General features: G+C 71.0%; 19 protein-coding genes. 6 read left to right on the forward strand and 13 right to left on the reverse strand.

Annotation, left to right across the window (positions count from 1 at the left end; translation table 11 throughout):
* Window positions 1–52 precede the first annotated feature (52 nt).
* The 5 genes from JYK18_RS20100 to JYK18_RS20120 form a co-directional block, all read right to left on the reverse strand.
* Window positions 53–1081, reverse strand: a complete 1029-nt coding sequence (locus JYK18_RS20100) for an IS30 family transposase (RefSeq protein WP_277992174.1) — start codon at window positions 1079–1081, stop codon at window positions 53–55.
* A 112-nt stretch (window positions 1082–1193) separates the two neighbouring features.
* Window positions 1194–1814, reverse strand: coding sequence for a TetR/AcrR family transcriptional regulator (locus JYK18_RS20105; protein ID WP_206803496.1), 621 nt, complete (start codon window positions 1812–1814; stop codon window positions 1194–1196).
* Window positions 1815–1889: 75 nt separating this feature from the next.
* A complete protein-coding gene (locus JYK18_RS20110) occupies window positions 1890–3581 on the reverse strand; it encodes an NAD(P)/FAD-dependent oxidoreductase (RefSeq protein WP_206803497.1) in 1692 nt (563 codons plus the stop codon).
* Window positions 3578–4354, reverse strand: a complete 777-nt coding sequence (locus JYK18_RS20115) for a carbon-nitrogen hydrolase family protein (RefSeq protein ID WP_206803498.1) — start codon at window positions 4352–4354, stop codon at window positions 3578–3580. Before JYK18_RS20115 ends, JYK18_RS20110 begins: the two co-directional genes overlap by 4 nt.
* A complete protein-coding gene (locus JYK18_RS20120) occupies window positions 4351–5784 on the reverse strand; it encodes an amino acid permease (protein WP_206803499.1) in 1434 nt (477 codons plus the stop codon). The genes JYK18_RS20115 and JYK18_RS20120 overlap by 4 nt, the downstream gene beginning before the upstream one ends.
* Before the next feature lie 228 nt (window positions 5785–6012).
* Between JYK18_RS20120 and JYK18_RS20125 the strand changes: the two genes are divergently transcribed.
* Window positions 6013–6825, forward strand: coding sequence for an FAD-binding oxidoreductase (locus tag JYK18_RS20125; protein ID WP_206803500.1), 813 nt, complete (start codon window positions 6013–6015; stop codon window positions 6823–6825).
* Between the two features lie 9 nt (window positions 6826–6834).
* A complete protein-coding gene (locus tag JYK18_RS20130; RefSeq protein ID WP_206803501.1) occupies window positions 6835–7386 on the forward strand; it encodes a GNAT family N-acetyltransferase in 552 nt (183 codons plus the stop codon).
* Here JYK18_RS20130 and JYK18_RS20135 read toward each other — a convergent pair.
* Together JYK18_RS20135 and JYK18_RS20140 are read right to left on the reverse strand one after the other, a co-directional pair.
* On the reverse strand, window positions 7325–7696 hold the full coding sequence (locus JYK18_RS20135) for a hypothetical protein (RefSeq protein WP_206803502.1): 372 nt from the start codon (window positions 7694–7696) through the stop codon (window positions 7325–7327). The genes JYK18_RS20130 and JYK18_RS20135 overlap by 62 nt on opposite strands.
* A gap of 92 nt (window positions 7697–7788) precedes the next feature.
* Window positions 7789–8496, reverse strand: a complete 708-nt coding sequence (locus JYK18_RS20140) for an SRPBCC domain-containing protein (protein WP_206803503.1) — start codon at window positions 8494–8496, stop codon at window positions 7789–7791.
* A 109-nt stretch (window positions 8497–8605) separates the two neighbouring features.
* On the opposite strand from JYK18_RS20140, the gene JYK18_RS20145 reads away from it, so the two are divergent.
* Window positions 8606–9025: a YciI family protein gene (locus tag JYK18_RS20145; RefSeq protein WP_206803504.1), complete on the forward strand. Its 420-nt coding sequence runs from the start codon at window positions 8606–8608 to the stop codon at window positions 9023–9025.
* Window positions 9026–9125: 100 nt separating this feature from the next.
* On the forward strand, window positions 9126–10541 hold the full coding sequence (locus tag JYK18_RS20150) for a trypsin-like serine protease (protein WP_206803505.1): 1416 nt from the start codon (window positions 9126–9128) through the stop codon (window positions 10539–10541).
* A gap of 52 nt (window positions 10542–10593) precedes the next feature.
* On the opposite strand, the gene JYK18_RS20155 is transcribed toward JYK18_RS20150, so the two are convergent.
* Complete coding sequence (locus JYK18_RS20155; RefSeq protein ID WP_206803506.1) at window positions 10594–12393, reverse strand: S8 family serine peptidase; 1800 nt, start codon at window positions 12391–12393, stop codon at window positions 10594–10596.
* A complete protein-coding gene (locus tag JYK18_RS20160; RefSeq protein WP_206803507.1) occupies window positions 12393–13922 on the reverse strand; it encodes a S8 family peptidase in 1530 nt (509 codons plus the stop codon). The genes JYK18_RS20155 and JYK18_RS20160 overlap by 1 nt, the downstream gene beginning before the upstream one ends.
* A gap of 344 nt (window positions 13923–14266) precedes the next feature.
* On the opposite strand from JYK18_RS20160, the gene JYK18_RS20165 reads away from it, so the two are divergent.
* Entirely contained in the window at window positions 14267–17128 is a 2862-nt protein-coding gene (locus tag JYK18_RS20165; protein ID WP_242579282.1) for an AAA family ATPase, read from the forward strand.
* 33 nt (window positions 17129–17161) lie between these two features.
* On the opposite strand, the gene JYK18_RS20170 is transcribed toward JYK18_RS20165, so the two are convergent.
* Together JYK18_RS20170 and JYK18_RS20175 are read right to left on the reverse strand one after the other, a co-directional pair.
* Window positions 17162–17518: an Lsr2 family protein gene (locus JYK18_RS20170; RefSeq protein ID WP_206803508.1), complete on the reverse strand. Its 357-nt coding sequence runs from the start codon at window positions 17516–17518 to the stop codon at window positions 17162–17164.
* Between the two features lie 94 nt (window positions 17519–17612).
* Window positions 17613–18443 carry an aldo/keto reductase gene (locus JYK18_RS20175; protein WP_206803509.1) on the reverse strand — a complete coding sequence of 277 codons (831 nt, stop codon included), beginning with the start codon at window positions 18441–18443 and terminating at the stop codon, window positions 17613–17615.
* 74 nt (window positions 18444–18517) lie between these two features.
* On the opposite strand from JYK18_RS20175, the gene JYK18_RS20180 reads away from it, so the two are divergent.
* Complete coding sequence (locus JYK18_RS20180) at window positions 18518–19420, forward strand: LysR family transcriptional regulator (RefSeq protein WP_206803510.1); 903 nt, start codon at window positions 18518–18520, stop codon at window positions 19418–19420.
* Window positions 19421–19661: 241 nt separating this feature from the next.
* On the opposite strand, the gene JYK18_RS20185 is transcribed toward JYK18_RS20180, so the two are convergent.
* Together JYK18_RS20185 and JYK18_RS20190 are read right to left on the reverse strand one after the other, a co-directional pair.
* Entirely contained in the window at window positions 19662–20021 is a 360-nt protein-coding gene (locus JYK18_RS20185) for an STAS domain-containing protein (RefSeq protein ID WP_206803511.1), read from the reverse strand.
* 42 nt (window positions 20022–20063) lie between these two features.
* Window positions 20064–23231 (reverse strand): BTAD domain-containing putative transcriptional regulator, encoded by a 3168-nt coding sequence (locus JYK18_RS20190; RefSeq protein WP_206803512.1) that lies wholly within the window; start codon window positions 23229–23231, stop codon window positions 20064–20066.
* Window positions 23232–23354: the final 123 nt, after the last annotated feature.

A 23354-nucleotide genomic window follows, 5' to 3' on the forward strand; every position in this document is an offset into this window, starting at 1 on the left:
ATGCTGTGAATGTGGCTTTCACTGCGGATTCCGCTGTGAAAGCCAGGCGGTCTCAACTGGTTGTTGCAAGTAGGGCTTTGTCGAGTGTTTGTGCTGGAGTGTGCCAGTTGAGGGTTTTGCGTGGGCGGGTGTTCAGGCGCTGGGCGATGGTGTCGCAGTGGGTTTGGGTGAGGTGGCGTAGGTCTGAGCCTTTGGGCCAGTATTGGCGGAGCAGGCCGTTGGTGTTTTCGTTGGTGCCGCGTTGCCAGGGGCTGTGTGGGTCGCAGAAGTAGACCTGCAGGCCGGTGTCGAGGGTGAACTGGGCGTGCTGGGCCATCTCGTTGCCCTGGTCCCAGGTCAGCGATTGGGTGAGCGTGTCGGGCAGGGCGGTGATCATGCCGGTGAGCAGTGTGCGGACGTCGAGGGCTTTGTGACTGTCCGGTAGTGGTGCCAGCAGCACGAACCTCGAGGTCCGCTCGACCAGGGTGATCACCGCGCCCTTGCCGGTACCGCCCAGGAGCAGGTCGCCTTCCCAGTGCCCGGGAACGGCCCGGTCGGTGGCGGTGGCGGGACGCTGGCTGATCGGGACCATGCCGGCGATACGGCCCGCGCGGCGCGCCCCGGTGGCCGCGCGGGATCGGCGGCCGGTGCGGCCGCTGCGCAGGTGAGCGGCCAGTTCCCGCCGCAGCTCACCACGGCCTTGGACGAACAACGACTGATAGATCGTCTCGTGACTCACCCGCATAGCCTCATCATCGGGGAACAACGTCGGCAGCATCTGCGAGATCTGCTGGGGTGACCAGTCCGCTTCCAGCAGACCGGTCACCACCGCCGCCAGTTCGCCTGTCAGCAGGTGGGGTTTCGGGCGGCGGCCGCGTTCGATGGCCAGGCGCTGGGCTCGGTCGGCCCGGTAGCGGCGAGGCCGGCCGGTGATCGTGGTGCCGGGCCTGGAACACCGCGGTCCACCGCCGCGGCGTACTTCTCGTGAGATCGTCGAGGGGGACTTACCCAGGACTTTCGCGATCGCGTCCTGGGTAAGTCCTTGATCCAGACCGTTCTGGATCATCACTCGTTCCTCGCACGTCAACCGGGGTCCTGGCATGAGAGATCTCCTATCAGCTGCCGCTACTTGCAACAACCGATTGAGACCACCCCACATCACAGCACACAGGCGCGCCAGGCGCGCCAGGCGCGACCGGCGCGACCGGCTCGGGCTAGCTCGTGCGGATCTCGTCGAAGACGTTGTTCACCAGGGTGAGCAGGCTCTTGCTGAGCAGCGTGTGCACCTGCTCCCGCGTCAGCGCGCCCCGCACCAGCCACTCCCGGCCGGCCGCCTTCACCATGCCGCCGTACGCCCGCACCAGCGCGTTCAGTTCGCTGTGGTGCGGGTCGGCGGCGGTGATGCCGACCGCTTCCAGGACACGATCCGCGGACTCCCGGTCCGCCTCCTCCAGGATCTGCTCGACCGCGAGGTCGCGCCCGATGCCCTCCGGCGCTATCGCGGCCAGCCACAGGTTCTCCTGCCGCCCGACCATGTCCAGGAACCACGACACCGCCGCGTCGACCCGGTGCTCCAGCGTGCCCTCCGGCAGGATCTCCACGGCGAAGTGCGGCACCGTCAGCGCCCGCCGGATCACCGCCAGGTACAGCTCCCGCTTGGTGCCGAAGTAGTGGTTGATCAAGCCCCTGGCCACGCCCGCCTCGGCTGCGATGTCCGAAGTGGACACTTCGGCGTACGGCCGCTGGCCGAACAGCTCCGCCGCGCAGTCGAAGATCTGTTCCTTCCTGGCGTCCGGTTCCAGTCTTCGCCACTTCGGTGCGGGCTCGGTGCTCATGTCCGGCATTTTCGCACGAACCCCCGCTCCCCACCCGGGGCACAACCCGGCTACCGCCGGGTAACGCCCGGGAATTCAGTCCGGCAGCACTACCGGCGCGATTTCGTCGAAAACGTCGCCGGGTCCGGGGTTGTCCGGATCGGTGCGCCCGCCGAAGTGGTGCAGCACGCCCCACACGGCGTTCAACGCGGTCTGCACCGCGCCCTCGGCCCAGCCCGCCGTCCACGACACGTCGTCGCCCGCCAGGAACAGGCCGCGGTAGCGCGCCGGCAACCGGTCCTGCATGAAATGGGTGAACAACCGTTCCTGGTACCGGTAGTGCCCGGGCAGGTTCGCCTTGAACGCGCCCATGAAGTGCGGTTCGGCCTCCCACGACACGGTCACCGGATCGCCGATGACGTGCCGCCGCACGTCCACCCCCGGATAGATCTCGCGCAGCGACTGCAGCATCACCTCCACCCGTTCGGTGGCGCTGAGCGGCAACCACTTCAGCGAGTCGTCGGCCCAGGTGTAGGACAGGCAGATCACCGCGGGCGAGTCCGGCCCGGAGTCGAGCAGGTAGGTACCGCGGGTCATCCGGTCGGTCAGCGTCATGCTCATCGTGTCGCGGCCGGTGACCGGATCGGGGTCGAGCCAGAACGGCCGGTCCACCGGCACGAACACCTTCGAGGACTCCATGTAGTGCGTCCGCTCGATCGCGGTCCAGTGGTCGATCGGGAACAGCGACTCGTCACACGCGATCTTCGCCAGCAGCATCCAGCTCTGCGCGGTGAACACCGCCGCCGGGAAGGTGCGGATGCCGCCCCGCGTGTCCGTCACGGTGATGTTGTTGGGCGCGGTCCGGTGCAGCCGCGCGACGCCGGGACGCGGCGCGCCGCCGTGCAGCGAACGCAGGCTGGTCCCGACGGGCCAGTGCGCCATCCGCGCCGGGACGCGGTCCCACAACCGCAGCGGGAGTTGCTGGCTGCCGCCGATGATGCTCCGGTGCTCGTCGTCGGCACCGGTGTAGACCACCCGGAGGATCTCCAGTATCGAGTTCGGGAAGTCGGTGTCCCAGCCACCGGTGCCGAAACCGACCTGCCCGAAGATCTCGCGGTGGCGGAACGAGGCGAAGGCGGGGGAGTCGCAGAGGAAGCCGTAGAACGTCTGGTTGTCCAGCTTCTGGACCAGCTCGTTCCAGATGTCCTTGATGCGCTTGACATCGCGGCGGCGGATCGCGTCCTGCATCTCGCCGAACGCGGCGTGGCGGTCGAGGGTGGCGTGCCAGGCCGACGACACCTCGCCGAAGACGTCCGGCAGGTCGGCGGGCGAAGTGGCGTAGTGCGACCGGCCCTTGAGGTCCACCACCGTGCTCGGGGTCCCCGGCGCCAGCGGGTTCGGGAACTCCTTCGTGCTCAGCCCGACCTTGTCGATGTAGTGGAACAGCGAGGTCGACGACGGCGGGAAGCGCATCGCGCCCATCTCGGCGACCACATCGGACGGACAGCCGTCGAACCCGACCGTGCGCAGCCGCCCGCCGAGCTGGTCGGCTTCGTAGACCACCGGCCGCAGCCCGAGCTTCATCAGCTCGTAGGCGGTGACCAGGCCGGACAAGCCGCCGCCGACCACCGCCACCTCGCGGCCGTGGTGCTCGGGCGGCACGGAACCGAGCCCGGCCGGGTGCGCCAGGTAGTCGTCGTAGGCGAACGGGAAATCCGGGCCGAACATGGTGATCGGCCCACCCGGCGGTTCCGGGGTGTGGATCGCGGTGGGCACGGCGGAGGTCATGCCTGGTCCTTCCTGTCGTACAACTCCGGCCGTCGATCGGCCAAGTGCGTGTTCTCCCGGCGTGACGCGGCCAGCCGCGCCGGATCGACCGTGGCCAGCAGCAGTTCCTCCCCGGCGCCGGCCCGTGCGAGTTCGGTTCCGTCCGGCGCCATCACCACGCTGCGGCCGCAGTAGGCCAGCTCGCCTTCGACGTCGCACCGGTTGGCGTAGGCCAGGAACACCTGGCTCTCGTAGGCACGGGCGGGCACCACCACGTCGGCGACGAGCTCGTAGGGCCGCATCAGCGCGGTCGGCACCACGAGGAGTTCGGTCCCGGCCAACGCGTGCGCCCGCACCATTTCCGGGAACTCGACGTCGTAGCAGATGAGCAGGCCGACGGTCAGCTCACCGAGCCGGGCCTGCACCACGGTCCGGTCACCGGGGGAGAAGTGCGCCTTGTCGAGGTCGCCGAACAGGTGCGTCTTCCGGTAGTTCGCCAGCGCGCGGCCGTTCGCGTCGATCAGCTGGACGCTGTTGTGGACGGTGCCGAGGTCGCGTTCCGGGTAGCCGTAGGCGATCGCGACCCGGTGCTCGCGGCAGAGGTCCGCGATGCGGCGGGCGGTCGGGCCGTCGGCCTGCTCGGCGAGATCCTCGGCGGCCTCACCGATGTTGTAGCCGGTGGTCGCCATTTCCGGGCAGATCAGCAGATCCGCGCCACTCGTGCGAGCCGCTTCGGCCAGCGCGGGCAGGAAGTCCACGCCGCCGGCCGGTCCCTGGAACACCGCGACGATCATGAGCGCGCCAGTTTCGAGCGGCGGATCCCGTAGGCGAAGTACAGCACCAGGCCGAACAGCATCCAGCCGGCGAAGGTGAGCCAGGTGGCGACGTCGAGGCTGAACATCATGTACGCGCAGCAGAGCACGCCCAGCAGCGGCGTGACCGGCGCGAGCGGCACGCGGAAGGTGCGCGGCATCTCCGGCCGACGGCGGCGCAGCACCAGCACGGCCACGTTGACCAGGCCGAACGCGAACAACGTGCCGATGCTGGTCGCGTCCGCCAGGTTGCCGAGCGGGATGAACGCGGCCAGTGCGGCGACAAAACCGGACACCACCAGCGTGTTGATCCGCGGGCTCCCGGTCTTCGCGTCCACCTTGGACAGTGCATTCGGGACCAGTCCATCCCGCGACATGGCGAACAGGATGCGCGTCTGTCCATACAGGACCGTGAGCACCACGCTGGAGATGGCCACCAGCGCCCCGGCCGCCAGTAGCGCGGCCCAGAGCTTGTTGCCCAGCACGGTGGTCACCACGTGCGACAGCGCGGCTTCGGAGCCTTCGAATCCGGTCCAGTTCAGCGCGCCGACCGCGGCGAGCGCGACCAGGCAGTAGAGCAGGGTGACGATGCCGAGCGACAGCAGGATCGCGCGCGGCAGATCCCGCTGCGGGTTCTTCGCCTCCTCGCCCGCCGTCGACGCGGCGTCGAAACCGATGTAGGAGAAGAACAACTTCGCCGCGCCCGCGCTCATCCCGGCCAGCCCGAGCGGCAGGAACGGGCTGAAGTTCCCGGCCTCCACCGCGCTGAACGCGATGAAGCAGAACAGCAGCAGGGTGGCCACCTTGACCACCACCATGACGGCGTTCGCCCGCGCGCTCTCCTTCGCGCCCGCCAGCAGCAGCACCATCGCCAGCAGCACGATCACGATCGCGGGCAGGTTGACCACGCCGCCGTCGCCGGGCGGGCTGCTCAGCGCGGCGGGAATGGTCACGCCGAGGGTGAGGTCGAGCAGTTCGTTGATGTACTGCCCCCAGCCGACCGCGACCGACGCCACCGAGACGCCGTACTCCAGCACCAGGCACCAACCGCAGACCCAGGCGACCAGTTCGCCGAGGGTGGCGTAGGCGTAGGTGTAGGATGAACCGGACAGCGGGATCATCCCGGCCAGTTCGGCGTAGGACAGCGCGGAGAACAACGCGGTGATCCCGGCCAGCACGAACGACAGCACCACCGCCGGCCCCGCCACCGGCACGGCCTCGCCGAGGATGACGAAGATCCCGCTGCCCAGCGTCGCGCCGATGCTCAGCATGGTGAGCTGGCTCAGCCCGAGGGTGCGCCGGAGTGTGCCGCCCTCGCCGTGGCCGCCTTCGGCGAGCAGGACGTCCACGGGTTTGCGGCGCACCAGCGCGGTGCGCAACCCCGCGCTGGACTGATCGGATCGCTGGCTCATCGGCCACACGCTATCGGTCGCTTCTGCGCCTCGAAACAGGCGATCATTGTGTGTTTCACGTCTCAGCCAACGATTTGTTGTGCACAGTCCGCCCATCACGACGCTTCATTGCTCCACCCGGAAACCCGTCCGGAGCCCCCGCCGAGCCCATTGTGACCGCCGCCCAGCGCCACCGCGAACCGAGCACGAGCCTCGCCTACTGACTGAACGTTCGGTTGTAATACCGAAGTGGCGCTCGACGCCGGGCTGCGGGCACACCTGCTCGAGCCTGCGAAAGCCGCCCTTCTCGCACCTCGGCTGGTCGACCCGGCGAAGGTCACGCTGGCCCTGCACTTCCCCGACGACGGCACCGCGCGAGCGGGTGAGATCACCGCCGCCCAGCGCGACCGGTCGGGCGCTGCCTTTGTGCCCGAAGCCAAGGTGACCGGCTTCGAACGCCGCAACGGGAAGGTCACCGGCGTGCCCGCGCGCGGCGAGGTCTGGCCCGCCGACGACGTGGTGCTCGCGACCGGCATCTGGGGCGCGGAACTGGGCCTGCCCCTGATCCCCGTCGCGCATCCCTACGGCTACGGCCCGAAGCGCGCGCCTCAGCCGCCGACGCCGTTCGTGCGCTGGCCCCAGCATCACGTCTACGCCCGCGACCACGGCGAACGCGACGGCTTCGGGACCTACGACCACGAACCGATCCCGGTGCACGACCTGCCGGACCGCGCCGAACTGCCGTGGCCGGGCGCGCTCTTCGACGACGCCATCGCCAAGGCGAGCGAACTCATGCCGACCAGGTTCGAGCCGGCGGAACGCCACAACGCCATCTTCTCGATCACGCCCGACCACCTCCCGCTCCTGGGGCGCCTCGAAACCGGGCTTTGGGCCGCCGTCGCGATCTGGGTGACGCATGCCGCGGGCGCGGCGGCCGTGCTGGCAAATCAGTTGATCGACGACGAACCCGACGGCATGCTCAGCCCGCACCGGTTCGACGGCGAAGCCGGGCTCGAAGCCCGCGCGCTCCGCTGCTACCGGGACATCTACGCCGCTGAATAGGGGAACACCGTGCAGATCCGTGAGTTCGCCGAAGCCGACTGGCCGCAGGTCTGGCCGATCGTGCGGGAAGTCGTGCGAAAGGCGGACACGTACACCTACGAGCCGGACATGAGCGAGGGCGAAGCCCACGACTCGTGGATCGAGAGCCCGCCGGGGCAGACCGTCGTCTCGGTGGAGGACGGCCGGGTGCTCGGGACCGCGAAGGTGGGCCCCAACCGTGCGGGCCCGGGCGCGCACGTGGCCACGGCGAGCCTGATGGTCGACGCCGAGGTGCGCGGCAAGGGCATCGGGACCGAACTCTGCCGGTACGTCCTCGCCTGGGCGAAGGAACGCGGTTTCGCCGGCATGCAGTTCAACGCCGTCGCCGCGTCGAACACCTCCGCGGTGGAGATCTACCGGCGGCTCGGGTTCGAGATCGTCGGCACCGTGCCCGGCGCGTTCGAGCACCCGGAACAGGGGCGCGTCGGGCTGCACATCATGTACTGCGACTTCGGTGAGGTCACCGCCAGGCCGCACCCCAGTGCCGCACCGGCGGATCCCCCAGCAGCCCCGCCGCGGTGAGGATGCGGACGGCCTCCGGGCCGACCCTGGCCACCTGCGAACCGCTCGACCGGACCTGCGCCATCGTGTCGTAGCGCCGCGGGGCCGGGCCTTCGTGGTGGGCCCACCAGGCGACGGTGGCACAGGTGGCTTCCCGCAACGCACGGCGGACGATCGGGCCACCGGGGCGCGGCGGCGTGTAGGTCGCGGTCAGCAGCAGGCCGTCCACCAGTGCCGACGCCCGGCTCAGCGTGGGCTCGATGCCCTCGGGCGGCGTGGGCAGCGCGCGCGAGAGCGCGTAGTCCTCGGGGGTGGCGTGCGCGGTGGTCATCTGTCCCCTTCCCGACGTGTGCGTCGGAAGTGGGACGCGGCAACCACGAACGTGTGACGGCAGTGGATCTGTGGCGCCGCACACGCTTCGTTCTACCGGTAGACGGTGTCCAGCCAGGCTCGCAACGCTTTGCCGCTGCTGTCCGCGTTGGCGTCACGGGAGAACAGGTGCAGGCTCACGCCGACCGGCCCGCCCCAGGTGTTGCGGCCGAACACGCGGTACAGCGCGTCTTCGGTGCGCAGCCCGAGGAACCACTCGTTGAGGTGGTCGACCACGGCCGTCCGCGGTTCACCGGCCAGCGCCACTTCCACCTTGTCCCCGGTCTCGCGCACGCCCAGCGCGTGCAGCAATCGGGTGAACCCGTCCGGCGCCATCGACGCCTCGGGCGCGTCGGCGGCGACGTAGGTGGCGGCGCGGCCGGGGAAGTGGCCGACGTACTGCCCGAGCGTGTGCAGGTAGAAGTCGGTGTGCTTGCTGGCGCCGTCGTATTCGCTGTCCCAGTCCGCGTCGGCGAGCATGCCGCTGTGCACGAAGCGCAGCACGGTACTGCCACCGCGCCCTTCGATGACCCATTCGAGGGCGTTGAACGAGCCGTCCGGTTGCTCGGCGCGCAGGGCGTACCGCTCCGGCGGCGACCAGTCGAGCACCCGGTGGTCGTCGAGCAGCCGGTAGCCCTCGGCGCTTTCGTCGGACTCGGTCGGGAACATCCAGCCCGGCGTGCCCGCGGTGATCGCCGCCCACACCTGCTCGGGCGTGGCCGGGAGGGTGACCTGGCGGTTGATCTCGAACTCGCGGGGCATCCGGCCACCGTCCCACCGAAAGAAAAACTTGTCAACACGCCCCGGTCGATCCCGGCCACCCCGGTTCGACGACTCGTCAGGAGCAACGCCGAACACGGAGGTCGACACCATGCGGTTCATGATCCTGATGAAGTCGGACGAGCGGACCGAGGCCGGGGAAGCCGCCGGTGAGGCCGAACTGGCCGCGATGTACAGCTACAACGAGCAGCTGGTGAAGGCGGGCGTGCTGCTCGGCGGCGAAGGCCTGCACTCGAGCGCGCGCGGTACCCGGGTCACCCTCACCGCCGACGAAACCGTGGTGGAGCACGGTCCCTTCCCACAGCCGCGTGAACTGGTCGCCGGTTTCTGGCTGATCCAGGTGAAGTCGCGGGAGGAGGCGATCGCCTGGGCGCGGCGGTGCCCGGCGCCCAGTGAAGGCCAGGCGGTGCTGGAGTTGCGGCAGGTGGTCGAGGCCGAGGACTTCGGCGAGGCGCTCACCCCGGAACTGCGCGAGGCGAACGAGCGGCTGCGCGAAATGACCCTGTCCTGAGTGGAAAAGTTCCGTAGCGATACGGATTCCGTCCTCGGTTGTTCGGTCCCGGTGGTGATCGGAAGGTGAAACTTCCGGTCCACCACCGAAAGGAACCACCGTGGAATCCAGAAAACGCCGCGCCGGCTTGCTCGGGCTCGCGCTGGCGACCGTGGTCACCCCGCTGCTGGCGGCCTCCCCGGCCGCCGGCGAAGGGGCGGCGGCCGTCGCCCCCACCGACGAAGCTCGCATCCCGTCCGGCCCGCACACCGCGATCTACAACGGACAGGACAGCTCCGTCGCCGAATTCCCGTTCATCATCGCGGGTTTGCGCGAAGGCGGCACCCGGCCGGTCGGCCAGTCGTGCACCGGTGCGGTGGTCGCGCCGCGCAAGATCCTCACCGCCGCGCACTGCAAGGACGCGGCGGGCGAGAAGAGCTACCTGTACGGGCTCGACGACCTGGAAACCGGTGGGGGCACGCCGATCGAGGTGCTCACGTACGACAAGCACCCGAAGTACGTCAACTTCGACCAGGGTTACGACGTCGCGGTGGTCACCACCAAACAGGACATCCCGGTGCCGGGCGGGAAGTACGCCGCCTTCGCCACCTCGGCGGACACCGGGCTCAACGCGCCCGGCAAGACCGGCGTCGGTGTGGGGTACGGCAAGAAGGACCACAACGACGATTCGCGTGACGTGACCGTGGACAAGGCGGAGTTCCCGATCCGGCAGCCCTCGGCGTGCGCCGGGGTGGGGGCCGGGTTCAAGGAAGCCACCATGATCTGCGCCGGTTTCCCCGACGGCAACCCGACCATCCTGCCCGGGGACAGCGGCGGCCCGCTGATCGTGGACGGCAAGGTGGTCGGCGTGGCTTCCTGGAGCCGCAGCGACTTCCGCTGGTACGGCGTGTGGGGCCGGTTGAACAACGACATGGGCGACTGGGTGAAGCAGCAGGTCGGCGAGAACAACGCCGGGCTCGCGGTGAATCCCGGCAGTGTCTCGGTCGAGCCGGGCGGGCACGTTTCCGCGACGGTGACGAACAATTCGACGGCCGCCGTGGAACTGACCGCGACCGGCCTGCCCGCCGGGGCGAAGGCGGTGTTCCAGCCGGCCACGGTCGCGGCCGGGCAGTCGGGCAAGGTGACCATCGAAACCGCACCGTCCACTCCGGAAGGTTCTTACCAGGTGGGCATTTCCGGTGGCGGGCAGTCGGCGACGCTCGGGCTGACCGTGGGCACCCCGCCGGCCGATGATCTGAAGCTGACCGCGTCACCGTCGTCCGGCACCGGTGGCTTCGGCGCTCAGGTGAGCACCACGATCACCGCGGCGGGCGGCACCGGGAACATGACGCTGTCGGCCGCCGCGCCGCGGGGCGTGTTCGCCTTCTTCAACCCGGCGACCGTGCCCAATGGCGGCAGCTCCACGCTGACGCTGTTCGTGCTCGACGCCCCGGCGGGCACGTATCCGGTGACGGTCACCGGGACCACCGCCGACGGCACCACGGGCAGCACCACCTACACGCTCACCGTGCGATAACGACAGTGGCTCTCCCCGTCCCGGGGAGAGCCACTGTCCTTTGTGGATACCGCTACCGGGTGGTCAGGGTGTAGACCGTGGAGCCGGTGGAGCCGTCCGCGCTCGTGGCGGTGACGGTGATCGGGTACGTACCCGCCGGGGCGTTGAGCACGAAGAAAGTCAGCGTGGAACTGCCGCCGCTCGCGATAGTGGCCGGGTTGAAGAAGGCGAACACGCCCTGCGGGGTCGCCGCCGAGAGCGTCAGGTTCCCGCTCCCGCCGGTGGCCTTGATGGTGGTGCTCACCTGGGTACCGAAGCCGCCGGTGCCCGAGGACGGCGACGCCGTCACGGTGAGGTCACCGGCCGGGGCGCCGACCACGAGCGTGACGTCGGCGGTCCGGCTCGCCGAAGCGGCCTTGCCGGTGACCGTGATCCGGTAGGTACCGTCCGGTGTGGACGATCCGGTGGCGATGGTCAGCTTGGCGCCTTCCCCGGCGGTGACCGAGGTCGGTGCGAAGGTGGCCGTGGCACCGGAAGGCAGCCCGGTGGCCGAGAGCGCCACCGACTCGGCGGTGCCCTTGACCAGCTGGGTGCCCACGTCCACCGAGGCGGAGCCGCCCGGCTCGTCGACGGTGACCGAACCCGGCGTCACCGACAGCGAGAAGTCGTTCGCGGGCTGCTGGCCACCGCCGATGAAACCGGTGTAGAGCAGGCGGTTCGGCGAACCGGAGCCCGCGTTCTTCACCACGCCCTCGGTGGCGTTCGAGTTCAGCGCCGAGTTGACCTGCGCCGGGGTCGCCGACTTGTTGGCCTGCAAGTACATCGCGGCCGCGCCGGCGCCGTGCGGGCTGGCCATCGAGGTGCCCGACATGCCGGTGCTGGCGGTGTCGTTGAGGTGGCTCGCCGAGGTGATGTTGCTGCCCGGCGCGAACAGGTCCACGCAGGTGCCGATGTTGGAGAACGACGACCGGTTGTCGCTCGCGTCGGTCGAGGCCACGGTCAGCACCTCGGGGATCTTCGCCGGGCCACGGCTGCACGCGTTGCCGCCGTTGTCGTTGCCCGCCGCGACCACCGTGGCCACCCCGGCCTGGAGCATGCCCGCCATGGCCTCGTCACCGATGCCCGCGGTGTCGAAGGTCATGCTCATGTTGGCGACCGCGGGCTTGGCCGCGTTCTTCGCCACCCACTCGATGCCTTCGAGCGAATCGGAGTCCGGCGCCGAACCACCGCAGCCGAGCACCTTCACCCCGACCAGCTTGACCTTCTTCGCCACGCCCCAGGTCTTGCCGCCGATGGTGCCGGAGACGTGCGTGCCGTGGCCGTGGCAGTCGTTCGCGTCCGGATCGGTGTCCACGAAGTCGTAACCGGACTTCGCGCGGCCCTCGAATTCGGTGTGGCTGTAGCGGATCCCGCTGTCGAGCACGTAGGCCGTGACGTCGGCGGCGGTGTTGTTGTAGGTGTAGTTCTTGTCCAGCGGCAGGTTGCGCTGGTCGATCCGGTCGATGCCGTAGGTGGCGTTGGGCTGCGTGCCGGCGGTGTCTGCCACGCGGGCGGTGCCGTCCTGGTAGACCGCCTTGACGGCCGGGTCGGCCGCCAGCCGCCTCGCCTGCGCCTCGCTCAGGCCGCGCAGGGCGAAGCCCCGCATCGAAACGCTGAACGTCGACTTGAGTTCACCGCCGTAGCGGCTGGTCAGCGTGGTCGCGGTGGAGTCCACAGTGGACGCCGCGACGGTGTCCCGCAGTGAGACCACGTACCCACCGGAGACCGGTTCGCTGGCCTGGACCACTGTCCCTTCCGGGGACGAAGCGGCCGCCGTTCCCGGCAGCACGGCCAAGAGCGCTGCCGAGCCGAGTATCCCGAGCAGTGTGCGCATCAGAAGCTCACCCCGAAGGAGTCGATGGAACCGGTGTCGTAGGCGTAGACGTCCCGCACCCGCAGCGTCCACGTGCCCGCCTTCGGCTCGGCCGAGGCGTTGACCGCGTACGTGGAGTTCAGGTTGATCGTGCTGGCGCCGCCCGCCTGCTTGAGGTTGTAGGCCTTGCCGCTCGGGCCGACCAGGTCGATCACCAGGTCACCGGTGTACGGATGGCGGATCGAGACGGCGACCTTGGTGCCCGCCGGAGCGTTGCCCTCGCAGGACTTGACCTCCACCGAGCTGGTGACCGCGGCCCCGGCGTCCGGGATGGCCACGTCGTCGGTGTTCGTCGCCCCGGCGCAGGTCGGCGGCTGGGTGGTCGCGCCGACGCGGAGCAGCTCGTTCGGCGAGCCGGACCCGGGGTTCTTCACCGCGTTGTGCGTGGCACCCCGCACCAGCGCGTCCCGGACCTGCGCCGGGGTCGCCGAGGTGTTCGCCGCCAGGTGCAGCGCGGCCGCGCCCGCCACGTGCGGGGTCGCCATCGAGGTGCCGCTGATCGTGTTCGTCGCGGTGTCGCCGGTGTACCAGGAGGAGGTGACCGAGGTACCGGGCGCGAAGAGGTCGGTGCAGGAGCCGTAGTTCGAGAACGACGAGCGGTTGTCCGAGCTGTCGGTGGCGTTGACCGTGATCGCCTCCGGCGTGCGGGCCGGGCTGGTGTTGCAGGCGTTGGTGTTGGAGTTGCCCGAGGCCACGGCGAAGGTGATCCCGGCGCCGATGGCCTTCTTGACCGCGTCGTCGACCGCGCTGTTCGCGCCGCCGCCGAGGCTCATGTTCGCCACCGCGGGCTTGGTCGCGTTCTGGGCCACCCAGTCGATGCCGCCGATGACCTGCGACCACTCGCCGTTGCCCTGGCAGTCCAGCACCCGCACGGCGACCAGGTTCACCTTCTTGGCCACACCGTAGGTCTTGCCGCCGATGGTGCCCGCGACGTGCGTGCCGTGGCCGTTGCAGTCGTTGGCCACGGCGTCGTTGTCGATGAAGTCGTACCCGTTCTTGGCGCGGCCCTCGAACTCGGCGTGGCTCAGCCGGGCGCCGGTGTCCAGCACGTAGGCCGTCACGCCCGCGCCGGCGTGGTCGGGATAGGTGTACTTCTTGTCCAGCGGCAACGCGGCTTGATCGATCCGGTCCAGCCCCCAGGTCGGGTTGTCCTGGGTGCCGGCGGCGGTGGCCACGCCGTCCTGCTGCACGTAGGCCACCGCGGGATCGGCCGCGAGCCGCCGGGCCTGCTTCGCGTCCATCCGGGCGGAGAACCCGTTGAGCACCTTCTGGTAGGTCTGCTTCACCTGGGCGCCGTAGCGGTTCGCGAGCGAAGCGCTCGCGCCGTCCTTGAGCACCACGATGTAACTGTCCGCGATCGCGCCCGGCTGGCCGGCCCCCCGGACCGGCCCCTCCTGGGCCTGGGCCGCGGTGGCGGACAGCCCCGCGGCCAGCAGCGCCGCCGCGCCGGTGACCAGGGCCCGTGACCAGGCCCGGTGTTGTGCACGCATTCACCCACTCCAATCCGCTCGGCCACCCCGGTGGCGGTGGCATTGATCAGCCTCAGGCGGCTGATCAGCGCGAACAAGCGAGGCGGTGTTCCGTACCGGTACGTATCTAATGCCCGTCCGGCCAGGTGGTCACCACCGGAGATACGCCATGGGTCTCGACGGCCCAGCTTCCCGCTGGACGCACCGCGCCAAGGCCCGAGTACGGCTCCGGTACGAGGGCCTCGGCGCGGCACGCCCAGCGGAAACCTGGGACCGCCGAATACCCACGGTGTATTTCCGGTGGTAACCACTAAGCTTCCTGAGATCCGGACATAGCGGTCCGGATGGTCCTCACTGGAGTGGTGATGTCGCGGAACGCGGTGCCGGAATCCAGCTCGCCCGTGCTGGTCGGCCGGTCGGCCGAACTGCGCGCGCTGGCCGCCGCGGTGACGCGGCCGCCTGCCGTCGTGCTGCTCGAGGGTGAGGCGGGCATCGGCAAGACGCGCCTGCTCACCGAGTTGCTGCGGCTGCCCGAGGTGGCCGCGCGACGGCCGCTCGTCGGGTACTGCCAGCCGATGCGCGAGCCGTTCCCGTACGGCGTGGTGCTCGAAGCGCTGCGCGAGGCGGGGGCGCAGCTGGCCACCGCGGAGCTGAGCCCGGTCACCGGCGTGCTGCGGCCGTACCTGCCCGAACTGGCCGCCTTCCTGCCGGAACCACCGGAGGCCGCCGATTCGCGGTCCGAACGACATCGGATGTTCCGCGCGGTCCGCGAACTGCTGGAGGTGCTCGGGCCCGCGGTGCTGGTGGTCGAAGACCTCCACTGGTCCGACGACGGTTCACGCCAGCTGCTGCGCTTCCTCACCGCCGACCTGCCGCCCGGGCTGAGCCTCCTGCTGACCTACCGGCGCGAGGAACTGCCGGGCGGCATCACCCTCGGCCGCGCCTTCCGCCCGGCCCCCGGCACCGCGAGCGAGGTCGTCGAGCTGAACCCGTTCGACGCCGAGGGCGTGCGCCGCCTGACCACCGCGATCCTCGGCGAGAGCGAGGTTTCCCCGGACTTCGCCGCCCTGCTGCACGAGCGGACGGCCGGGATCCCGTTTGTCGTCGAGGAAACGCTGCGCACGCTGCGAGGCGCGGAGGGCGCCGTGTACTCCGACGGCGCCACCGCGAAACGCCTGCTGGACAACGCCGAAGTGCCCGCGCTGCTGCGCGAGGCGATGCTGGAACGGTTGTCCGGCCTGCCGATCCCCGCGCGGCGGCTGGCGCACGCCGCCGCCGTGCTCGGCATGCCCGCGCCCCGCGAGATGCTCGCCGAGGTCGCCGGGCTGCTGCCCGGCCGTGCCGACGAGGCGCTGACGCGGCTGCTCGACACCCAGGTGCTGCGGGAGAGCAACCACTGCCGCTACGGCTTCCGGCACACGCTCGCCCAGCAGGCCGTCTATCGCACGCTCGCCGGGCCGGACCGCCAGCTGCTGCACCAGCGCGCGGCCGAAGCGCTGGCCACGGCCGAGCCGCCCCCGCTCGTCCGGCTCGCCGAACACAGCCGCCGCGGTGGCGACCAGGCCGGCTGGCTGCGTCACGGCGAGGCCGCCGCCGACCGGGCCGCCGAGGTCGGCGACCCGTCCACGGCCACCGGCCTGCTCACCGAACTGCTCACCGACGGCGTGCTGGCCGACGCCGACGTGGACCGGCTGGCGGTCAAGCTCAGCCGGGTCGCCGTGCTCGGCGTGGCCCAGCAGCACCAGGTGATCGAGGTGCTGGAGGGCCTGCTCACCGACCACCGGCTGGCCGAGGGCAGCCGCGGCCAGGTGCGGCTCAACCTCGGCCTGCTGCTGATCCGCCAGGAGGGCGGGCAGGAGTCCGGCCGCACCGAGATCGAGACGGCCATCCACGAGCTGGGCGAACGCGATCCGCTGGCGCTGCGCGGGATGTCCGCGCTGGCCCAGCCGTTCATCGGCACCACCCCGGTGGCCGAGCACCTGCGCTGGATGTCCAAAGTGGACGGCCTGATCGCGGACGTGACCGATCCGGCGGTGCTGCTCACGCTGATCGCCAGCAACGGGCCGTCGCGGCTGCACATCGGTGATCCCGGCGCCTGGGAACTGCTGGCCAGGCTGCCCTCGCACACCGAGGCCCGCGCCGAGCAGCAGCAACTGGCCAGGGCGCACTGCAACATCGGTGACGCGTGCGCGTGGACCGGGCACCTGCGCCGGGCGGAGAGCCAGTTGCGCACCGGGATCCGGCTGGCGCACGAGTGCGGGGCCTCGTACCTGGTCAGCATCGCCAGCGCCACGCAGATGCACCTGAACTGGCTGACCGGCGACTGGGACTCGGTCAGCGACCGGGCGCGGCGGCTGGCCGAGGAGTACCGCGAGCTGCGGCCGGTCGCCGACGAGCTGTCGCTGGTGCTCGGCTCGCTGGCGGTGGCGAAGGGCGAGTGGGACCGCGCGGCCCGGTACTTCGGCGACTCCGGGATCGGGCGCGCGGAGAACGCGGTGACCCCGGTGGCGCTGGCCGCCTACGGTGGCATGATCCGGGCGCTGCTGGCCAAAGAGGACGTGGCCGGCGCCGCTTCGGCCGCCGACGACGGGTTGCGGTTGTTGCGGCGCAAGGGAGTCTGGTCGTGGGCGGGGGAGCTGGTGCCCCCGGCCACGATCGCCTACTGCGAAGCGGACCGGGTGGACGCGGCGGCCGCGTTGATCACCGAGTTCGCCGCCGCCATCGACGGCCTGGACACCCCGATGGCCGACGCGGCACTGGCCGAGGCCCGCGGGGTGGTCGAGGCGCGGCGGGGCGACGAGGCGCGGGCCGTCGAATTCCTCACCGAGGCGCGGTCCGGGTACGCCGCGCTGCCCGCGCCGTACTACGCGGCGCTGGTCGGGGTGCGGCTGCTGGAGCTGTCGCCCGCCCCCGACGGGGAACTGGCCGCGCTGGCCGAGGAGTTCACCGCGCTCGGCGCGACCAGGGACGCGGCGCGCTGCCGTCACCTGCTGCGCGCGAGCGGGGTGGTGGCACCGTCCCGGCGCGGCAGGCGGGGGTACGGGAACGAGCTTTCGCCGAGGGAACGGGACGTGGCGCGCTTGGTGGCGGGTGGCTCGACGAACCGCGAGATCGCCGAAGTGCTGTTCCTGTCCCGCCGGACGGTGGAACAGCACGTGGCGAACGTGCTGCGGAAACTGGATCTCCACTCGCGGGCGGACCTGCGGAACTCGGAGTTCGTCGGCTGAAAAGGGAAAGGCCGCCCGCGGGCGGCCTTTCCCCTACTTCTCCGTGGCTTCGAGGAAGGCGGATTCGACCTCCAGGGAAACCCGGCCCCGTTCGGAGATCTCGAATCCGTTCTCCCGTGCCCAGGCCCGGATCGCCTGCGCCCTGGCCCGCCGTTCGGTGGTGCCGACCACCGGCCCGGCATTGGGCATCGGCGGTGAGCCGCGCTTCTTCCGGCCGCTCACCCGGCGCGCGACCTCGACGAACCGGAACAGCGCGTCCCGCAGTTCGTCGGCGTTCTCGGCGGACAGGTCGATCACGTAATCGATCCCGTCGAGGCCGAAATGAACGGTTTCGTCGGCCGGCGACCCGTCGATGTCGTCGGACATCACCACGGAAACTTTTTGTGCCACGTCTTCCGCTCCCAGGACGATTCGGCGCACCCCCTGGTCCGCCATCCTCTTGGCACGATAGACGATCGGTGTACAACTGCGGTATTCGGCTTCCTCAGTCGTGATTCCCGGTGGCCGATTCCAGCCGTGCGCAGTCCTGATCGGACAGTGAAAGGGTGCGCGCGGCCAGATTTTCCTCCAGATGGCGGCGTGACGAAGTGCCCGGAATGGGCAACACCACCGGGGAGCGCCGCAGCAACCAGGCCAGTGCCACCTGCGCCGGGGTGGCGCCGTGGGCGGCCGCCACCGCGGCGACGGCGCCGCCCGCGGTGGTGCTCGGCTTGATCGGCAGCCACGGGATGAACGCGATACCACGGCGTTCGCAGTACTCGAGCACTGGTTCAGACCTTCGTTGTTCGAGGTTGTACAGGTTCTGCACGCTCGCGATCGGCGTGATCGATTCGGCTTCCGCCAGTTGCGCCACGCTCACCTCGGACAAGCCGATGTGCCGTATTTTCCCCTCCTCGCGCAGGCGGGTCAATGCGCCGATCTGGTCGGCCAGCGGAACGGCCGGATCGATCCGGTGCAACTGGTAAAGTTCAATTTGCGGAATTCGCAACCGCCGCAGGCTCAGTTCGGCCTGCTGCCGGAGGTATTCGGGCCGGCCGAGCGGAATCCAGTCGTCGCCGGGATGGCATTGGCCGCCCTTGGTGGCCACCACCAGTCCGGCCGGATAGGGGTGCAGCGCCTCGGCCAGCAGTTCCTCGTTTCCGCCGAGGTCGTAGGCGTCCGCGGTATCGATGAAGCCGACGCCCAGTTCCACCGCGCGGCGGGCGAGCCGGATCGATTCGGCACGCTCGGCCGCGTCCCGGCCGCGCAGTCGCATGGCGCCGAAGCCGAGCCGGTGCACCGGCAGGTCGCCGCCGAGGGTGATGCTCATGGTCATGTGCTCCACCCTGGGCGGGCGTGGCTGTTTAGACAAGCGAGTCTTGATGGGGGTTATCGCGTAGCATCGCTTAAGTGTTGAACCTCGAACGGCTGCGGGTGCTGCGGGCGGTGTCGACCACCGGCTCGGTCAGCGGCGCGGCGGCCCAGCTGCACGTCACCACCTCGGCGGTCTCGCAGCAGTTGGCGCGGCTGGAGCGGGAGGTCGGGCAGCGGCTGGTGGAGCGCAACGGCCGCGGCATCCGGCTCACCGATGCGGCCGCGCTGCTGGCGGCGCACGGGGATCGCCTGCTGGCACAGGTCGAACAGGTGGAGGCCGACCTCGCGCGACACCGGGGCGCGGTCGCGGGGCGGCTGTCTGTCGCGGCGTTCGCCACCGCCGCGCGGGGGTTGTTGCCGGGCGCGTTGCGGGGGTTGCGTGCCGAGCACCCGGCGCTGGACCTGCGACTGGACGAGCAGGAGCCACCGGAGGCGATCGCCGGGTTGTGCCGTGGGGACGTGGACGTGGCGGTGGTGCAGGACTGGGCGGAGGCGCCGCTGGAACTGCCGGAGGGTTTGTCGCGGGAGAACCTGCTCGACGATCCGCTGGACCTGGCGGTGCCCGTCGAACACGCGCTCGCCGCGCGGACCTCGGTGACGCTGGCCGATCTGGTGGCGGAGGAGTGGATCACCTGGACCAGCGGCCAGCTTTGCCACGACTGGCTCACCCGGAGCCTGGGGGAACCGCGGGTGGTGCACACCGCTTCGGAGCACTCGACGCAGCTGGCCTTGGTCGCCGCGGGGTTGGGGGTGGCCGTGCTGCCGCTGCTGGGCCGGGACCACCTGCCCGCCGGGGTGCGCTTGGTGGAGATCCGGCCGAGGCCCGCGCGGCAGGTCCACGTCCTCTGGCGCACCAGCGCCGCGCGACGACCGGCCATCCGGGCGGTGGTGACGGCCCTGCGCTCCGCCGCGGACGAGCTGACCGCGGAGACACGCTGACTGCGGCTCGCCAGACGACCTCCGCCGCGATTCGAGCCGGGGCAGACGCCGGGCGCGGCGAAGCGGGCAGGCGCCGGGCGCCGCGATTCGAGCCGGGGCAGGGCCGGGCGCCGCGATTCGAGCCGGGGCAGGCGCCGGGCGGGGCGAAGCGGGCCGGGACAGGCGCCGGGGGCGGCGAAGCGGGTCACGGCTCGAACCCCGGCGGAAGCCACGGGCCGGTGGTCGAACCAAAAGCCTCCGGTCAGGCGCAGGCGAGGGCGGCCGTGGCGGTCGGGTACAGCGGCAGGATCCGGTCCAGGCCGGTGACTGCGAGTGGCCGCCGCACCTGATGGGTGGCGGCGACTAGTGCGAACGGGATCCGCAGCGTGGCGTTCGCTTCGATGAGTACCGAAATCCCCGCGCTGGCCAGGAATTCCACCCCGCTCAGGTTCACCACCAGTGCCGCCGGTCCATCCGCGACGGCCTGCGCGATCGCCTCCGCCAGCATGGCGGCGGTGGTGGTGTCCAGCTCCCCGGTCACCGCCAGTTCCACCACCTCACCGTGCCAGGCGACGGCGATGGTGAGGCCTTCTTCCGCTGTGCACACCCCGGACGGCATCATCCAGCCATCCTGACACCCGACCCGTTCCCGGCACCACCGTTGTCACCCTTGAATGTCCACAAAGGACTCAGCAGGCTGGGTGCCGCCCTGGCGGAACAGCTCGGTGAACTCCGCTTCACCGAGCCCGGCACGGGCCGCGGCGGCCGTTCTGTCCACATCGCCGCGCTCGGCCTCGGGCAGCGGCGTGCCCACCGACTCCCTGGTCGCGGTGGCCGCACCGAGCAGGCGCGCGGCGGCGGCGTGGTCCCCGCCCGCCGCGTGCGCGCTCGCCAGCCCCTCCAGCGCCAGCGCGATCGAGCGCGGATCACCGGTGGCCTCCGCGGCGGCGTACCCCTCGCGCTGCCGGTCCAGCGCGAGCGCGACCTCCCCGCGCTGCTCGGCCGCGAACCCCAGCTCGGCCAGGATCAACGCCGTGCCGAGATCCCCGTCCACCTGGCGGCACCACTCGAGCCACTTCTCCAGGTGCGCCTCGGCGCGCTCGGGCTGACCCTGTCGCCGCGCGGAGAGCCCCAGCCCGATCTCGGCGAACTGCTCACCACGCTTGTGCGAATGCTGCGCGGACAGCTTCCGCGCGCGTTCGTGGTACTCGTCGGCCTTGGCGAACTCGCCCTTGAGCAGCGCGATCCGCCCGATGCCGGACAGCGTGTACGACACCTCGTTCCACAGGCCCAGCTCCTCGGCGAGCCGCAAAGCGTTGCGGTGCAGGCTTTCCGCGCGTTCGTAGTCACCGGCGACCTCGGCCAGCGAGCTGAGCGTGTCGGTCGACTTCACCTCGCCCCACCGGTCGCCGACCTCCCGGAACAGCTCGATCGCGCGTTCGGAATCGCGGGCGGCTCGCGCCAGCCCGCCGCGGGGGCGCGCCTGCATCGCCTGCAGGGCGAGCGCCGCCGCCTCGCCCCAGCGGTCGCCCAGCGCACGGAACCCGGCCAGCGCGCGGTCGACCCTGGCCGCGCCGACGGACAGATCACCCGCGCCGATCAGCGCGAAGCTCAGGAACCACTCGGCCCGCGCGCGGCCGAGCGGATCGTCGACGCGCTCGTACAGCGCCAGCACCTCCTCGGCCTCCTTGTGCAGGCCGGCGCCCTCGCCGATGAGAATCTTGAGCGCCGCCCGCCAGGCCATCGCGCGCGCCCACGCGACCTCCGGCGCGGGGGCGTCGATGCCCAGCGCGAGTACGACCGACCGGTGGCCCTCGCGCAACCGGCCGCGCAGGAACCAGTACCAGCCCAGCGCGTTGACCAGGCGGATCGCCAGCTCGGCGTCACCATCGGCCTCCGCGCCCTCCAGCGCCGCGCGGAAGTTGGCGCTTTCGGTGTCGAGCCGGTCGAGCCAGTCGCGCTGGTCGGACCGGCAGAGGCGCTCCTCGGCCCGTTCCGCCAGATCGAGGTAGAACCGGTGGTGCCGCCGCCGGACCCGGTCGTACTCACCGGCCTCGCGCAACCGCTCGACGCAGTACGCCGCCACCGACTCCAGCAGCCGGTACCGCGTGCGGCCACCGACCTCCGCCACGGCCACCAGCGACCGATCCACCAGCCGCGCCAGCAGATCCAGCACCTCGACCGGTTTCACGCCCTCCCCGGCGCAGACCACCTCGGCGGCTTCCAGCTCGCAGCCCTCGGCGTGCAGGGCGAGCCGCCGCAGCACGATCCGCTCGGCCTCGGTGAGCAGTTCCCAGCTCCAGCCGATCATCGCGCGCAGCGTCTGCTGCCGCGCCGGTGCCCCGCGGTGCCCGGTGACCAGCAAGCGGAACCGATCGTCCAACCGGGACAGCAGCTCCCGCGCGCCGAGCACGCGGATGCGGCTGGCCGCCAGTTCGAGCGCGAGCGGAACGCCGTCGAGCCGGCGGCAGATCTCCGCCACCGCTTCGCTGTTCTGCTCGGACAGGGTGAACCCCGGTGCCGCCGCGGCCGCGCGGGTGCGGAACAGTTCGACCGCGCTGGTCAGTTCGAGCGGCCGCACCCCGTGGACGAACTCACCGGCCAGGCCCAGTGGTTCCTGGCTGGTGGTCAGCACCCGCAGGCCGGGTGCGCTCCGCAGCAGCAGTTCCACCAGCTCGGCGACCGGTTCGACCAGGTGCTCGCAGTTGTCCAGGACCAGCAGCAGGTGCTGGTCGCGCAGGGCCTCGGCGAGCTGGTCCGATGGCAGCGGCAGCGCGCCGGCCTTGGTGTCCTCGCGCAGGTTGAGCATGCTGGCCGCGACCTCGGCGACCGAGCACGCGGCCTCCGGCGCGCCGTGCGTCCAGTGCCCGGCCAGCTCGACCAGCCACACGCCGTCGGCGAAGTCACCGACGAGCCGCGCCGCGGCCTCGATGGCCAGCCTGGTCTTGCCGACCCCGCCCGGACCGGTGAGCGTGACCAGCCTGTTCGCCGCGAGCAACTGCCGGACCTCGCCCACCTCGTCCTCGCGGCCGATCAGCTCGGTCACCGGCGCGGGCAGGTTCGTCGTGCGCCGGGCCGACGGGGTGAGCGCGGGATCCTGCCGCAACATCGACTGGTACAGCTCGGCCAGTTCCGGGCTCGGGTCGAGGCCCAGCTCGTCGGCGAGCCGCTCGCGCAACTCGGCGTACCCGGCCAGTGCCTCGCTCTGGCGGCCCGCGCGGTACAGCGCCAGCAGGTGCGCGCGGCGCAGCCGCTCCCGCAACGGGTTGCGCGCGACCAGATCGGTCAGCTCCCCGGCCAGTTCGCTGTGCTCGCCGAGGTCGAGCCGGGCTTCGGCCTGCTCCTCCAGCGCCACGAGCCGCTGTTCGTCGAGCCGGTGGACCGTCGGCGCGAGGAAGTCGGCGTCGGCGAAGTCGGCGAAGGCGGCACCTCGCCAGAGCGCCAGCGCCTCCGCCAGCTGAGCCGCCCGGGTACGTGGATCGGCGGCCTGGCGGGCCTGGTCCACCAGGTGCTCGAACCGGCTGTGGTCGACATCGGCCGCCTCGGCTCGCAGCGTGTAGCCCGACGGCCCGGAGACCACCAGCTCACGCCCGCCCGGCTCGCCCTGCTCCAGGGCACGCCGCAGCTGCGAAACCTTGGTCTGCAGCGCGCCGGTCGGATTCGCCGGTGGCTCGGCGCCCCACAGGTCGTCGACCAGGCGGTCCACCGAAACCGGGCGCCCGCGATGGGCGAGCAGATCCGCGAGGAGGGCGCGGACCTTCGCCTCCGGGACCTTCACCGGCCGCTGATCCGCCGTCCACACCTCAAGCGGACCGAGCACACCGAAACGCACGGGAGCCACCCTAGCCGGGACCACCGACAGCTTGCCGAAAGCGGATCGGGACCACCGACAGCCTGCCGAAAGCGGATCCGGACCGGACCGAAAGCCCCGGCGCGCACGGTGGAACTCGTTCAG

Source organism: Amycolatopsis sp. 195334CR (genome assembly GCF_017309385.1).
Taxonomy (GTDB): Bacteria; Actinomycetota; Actinomycetes; order Mycobacteriales; family Pseudonocardiaceae; genus Amycolatopsis.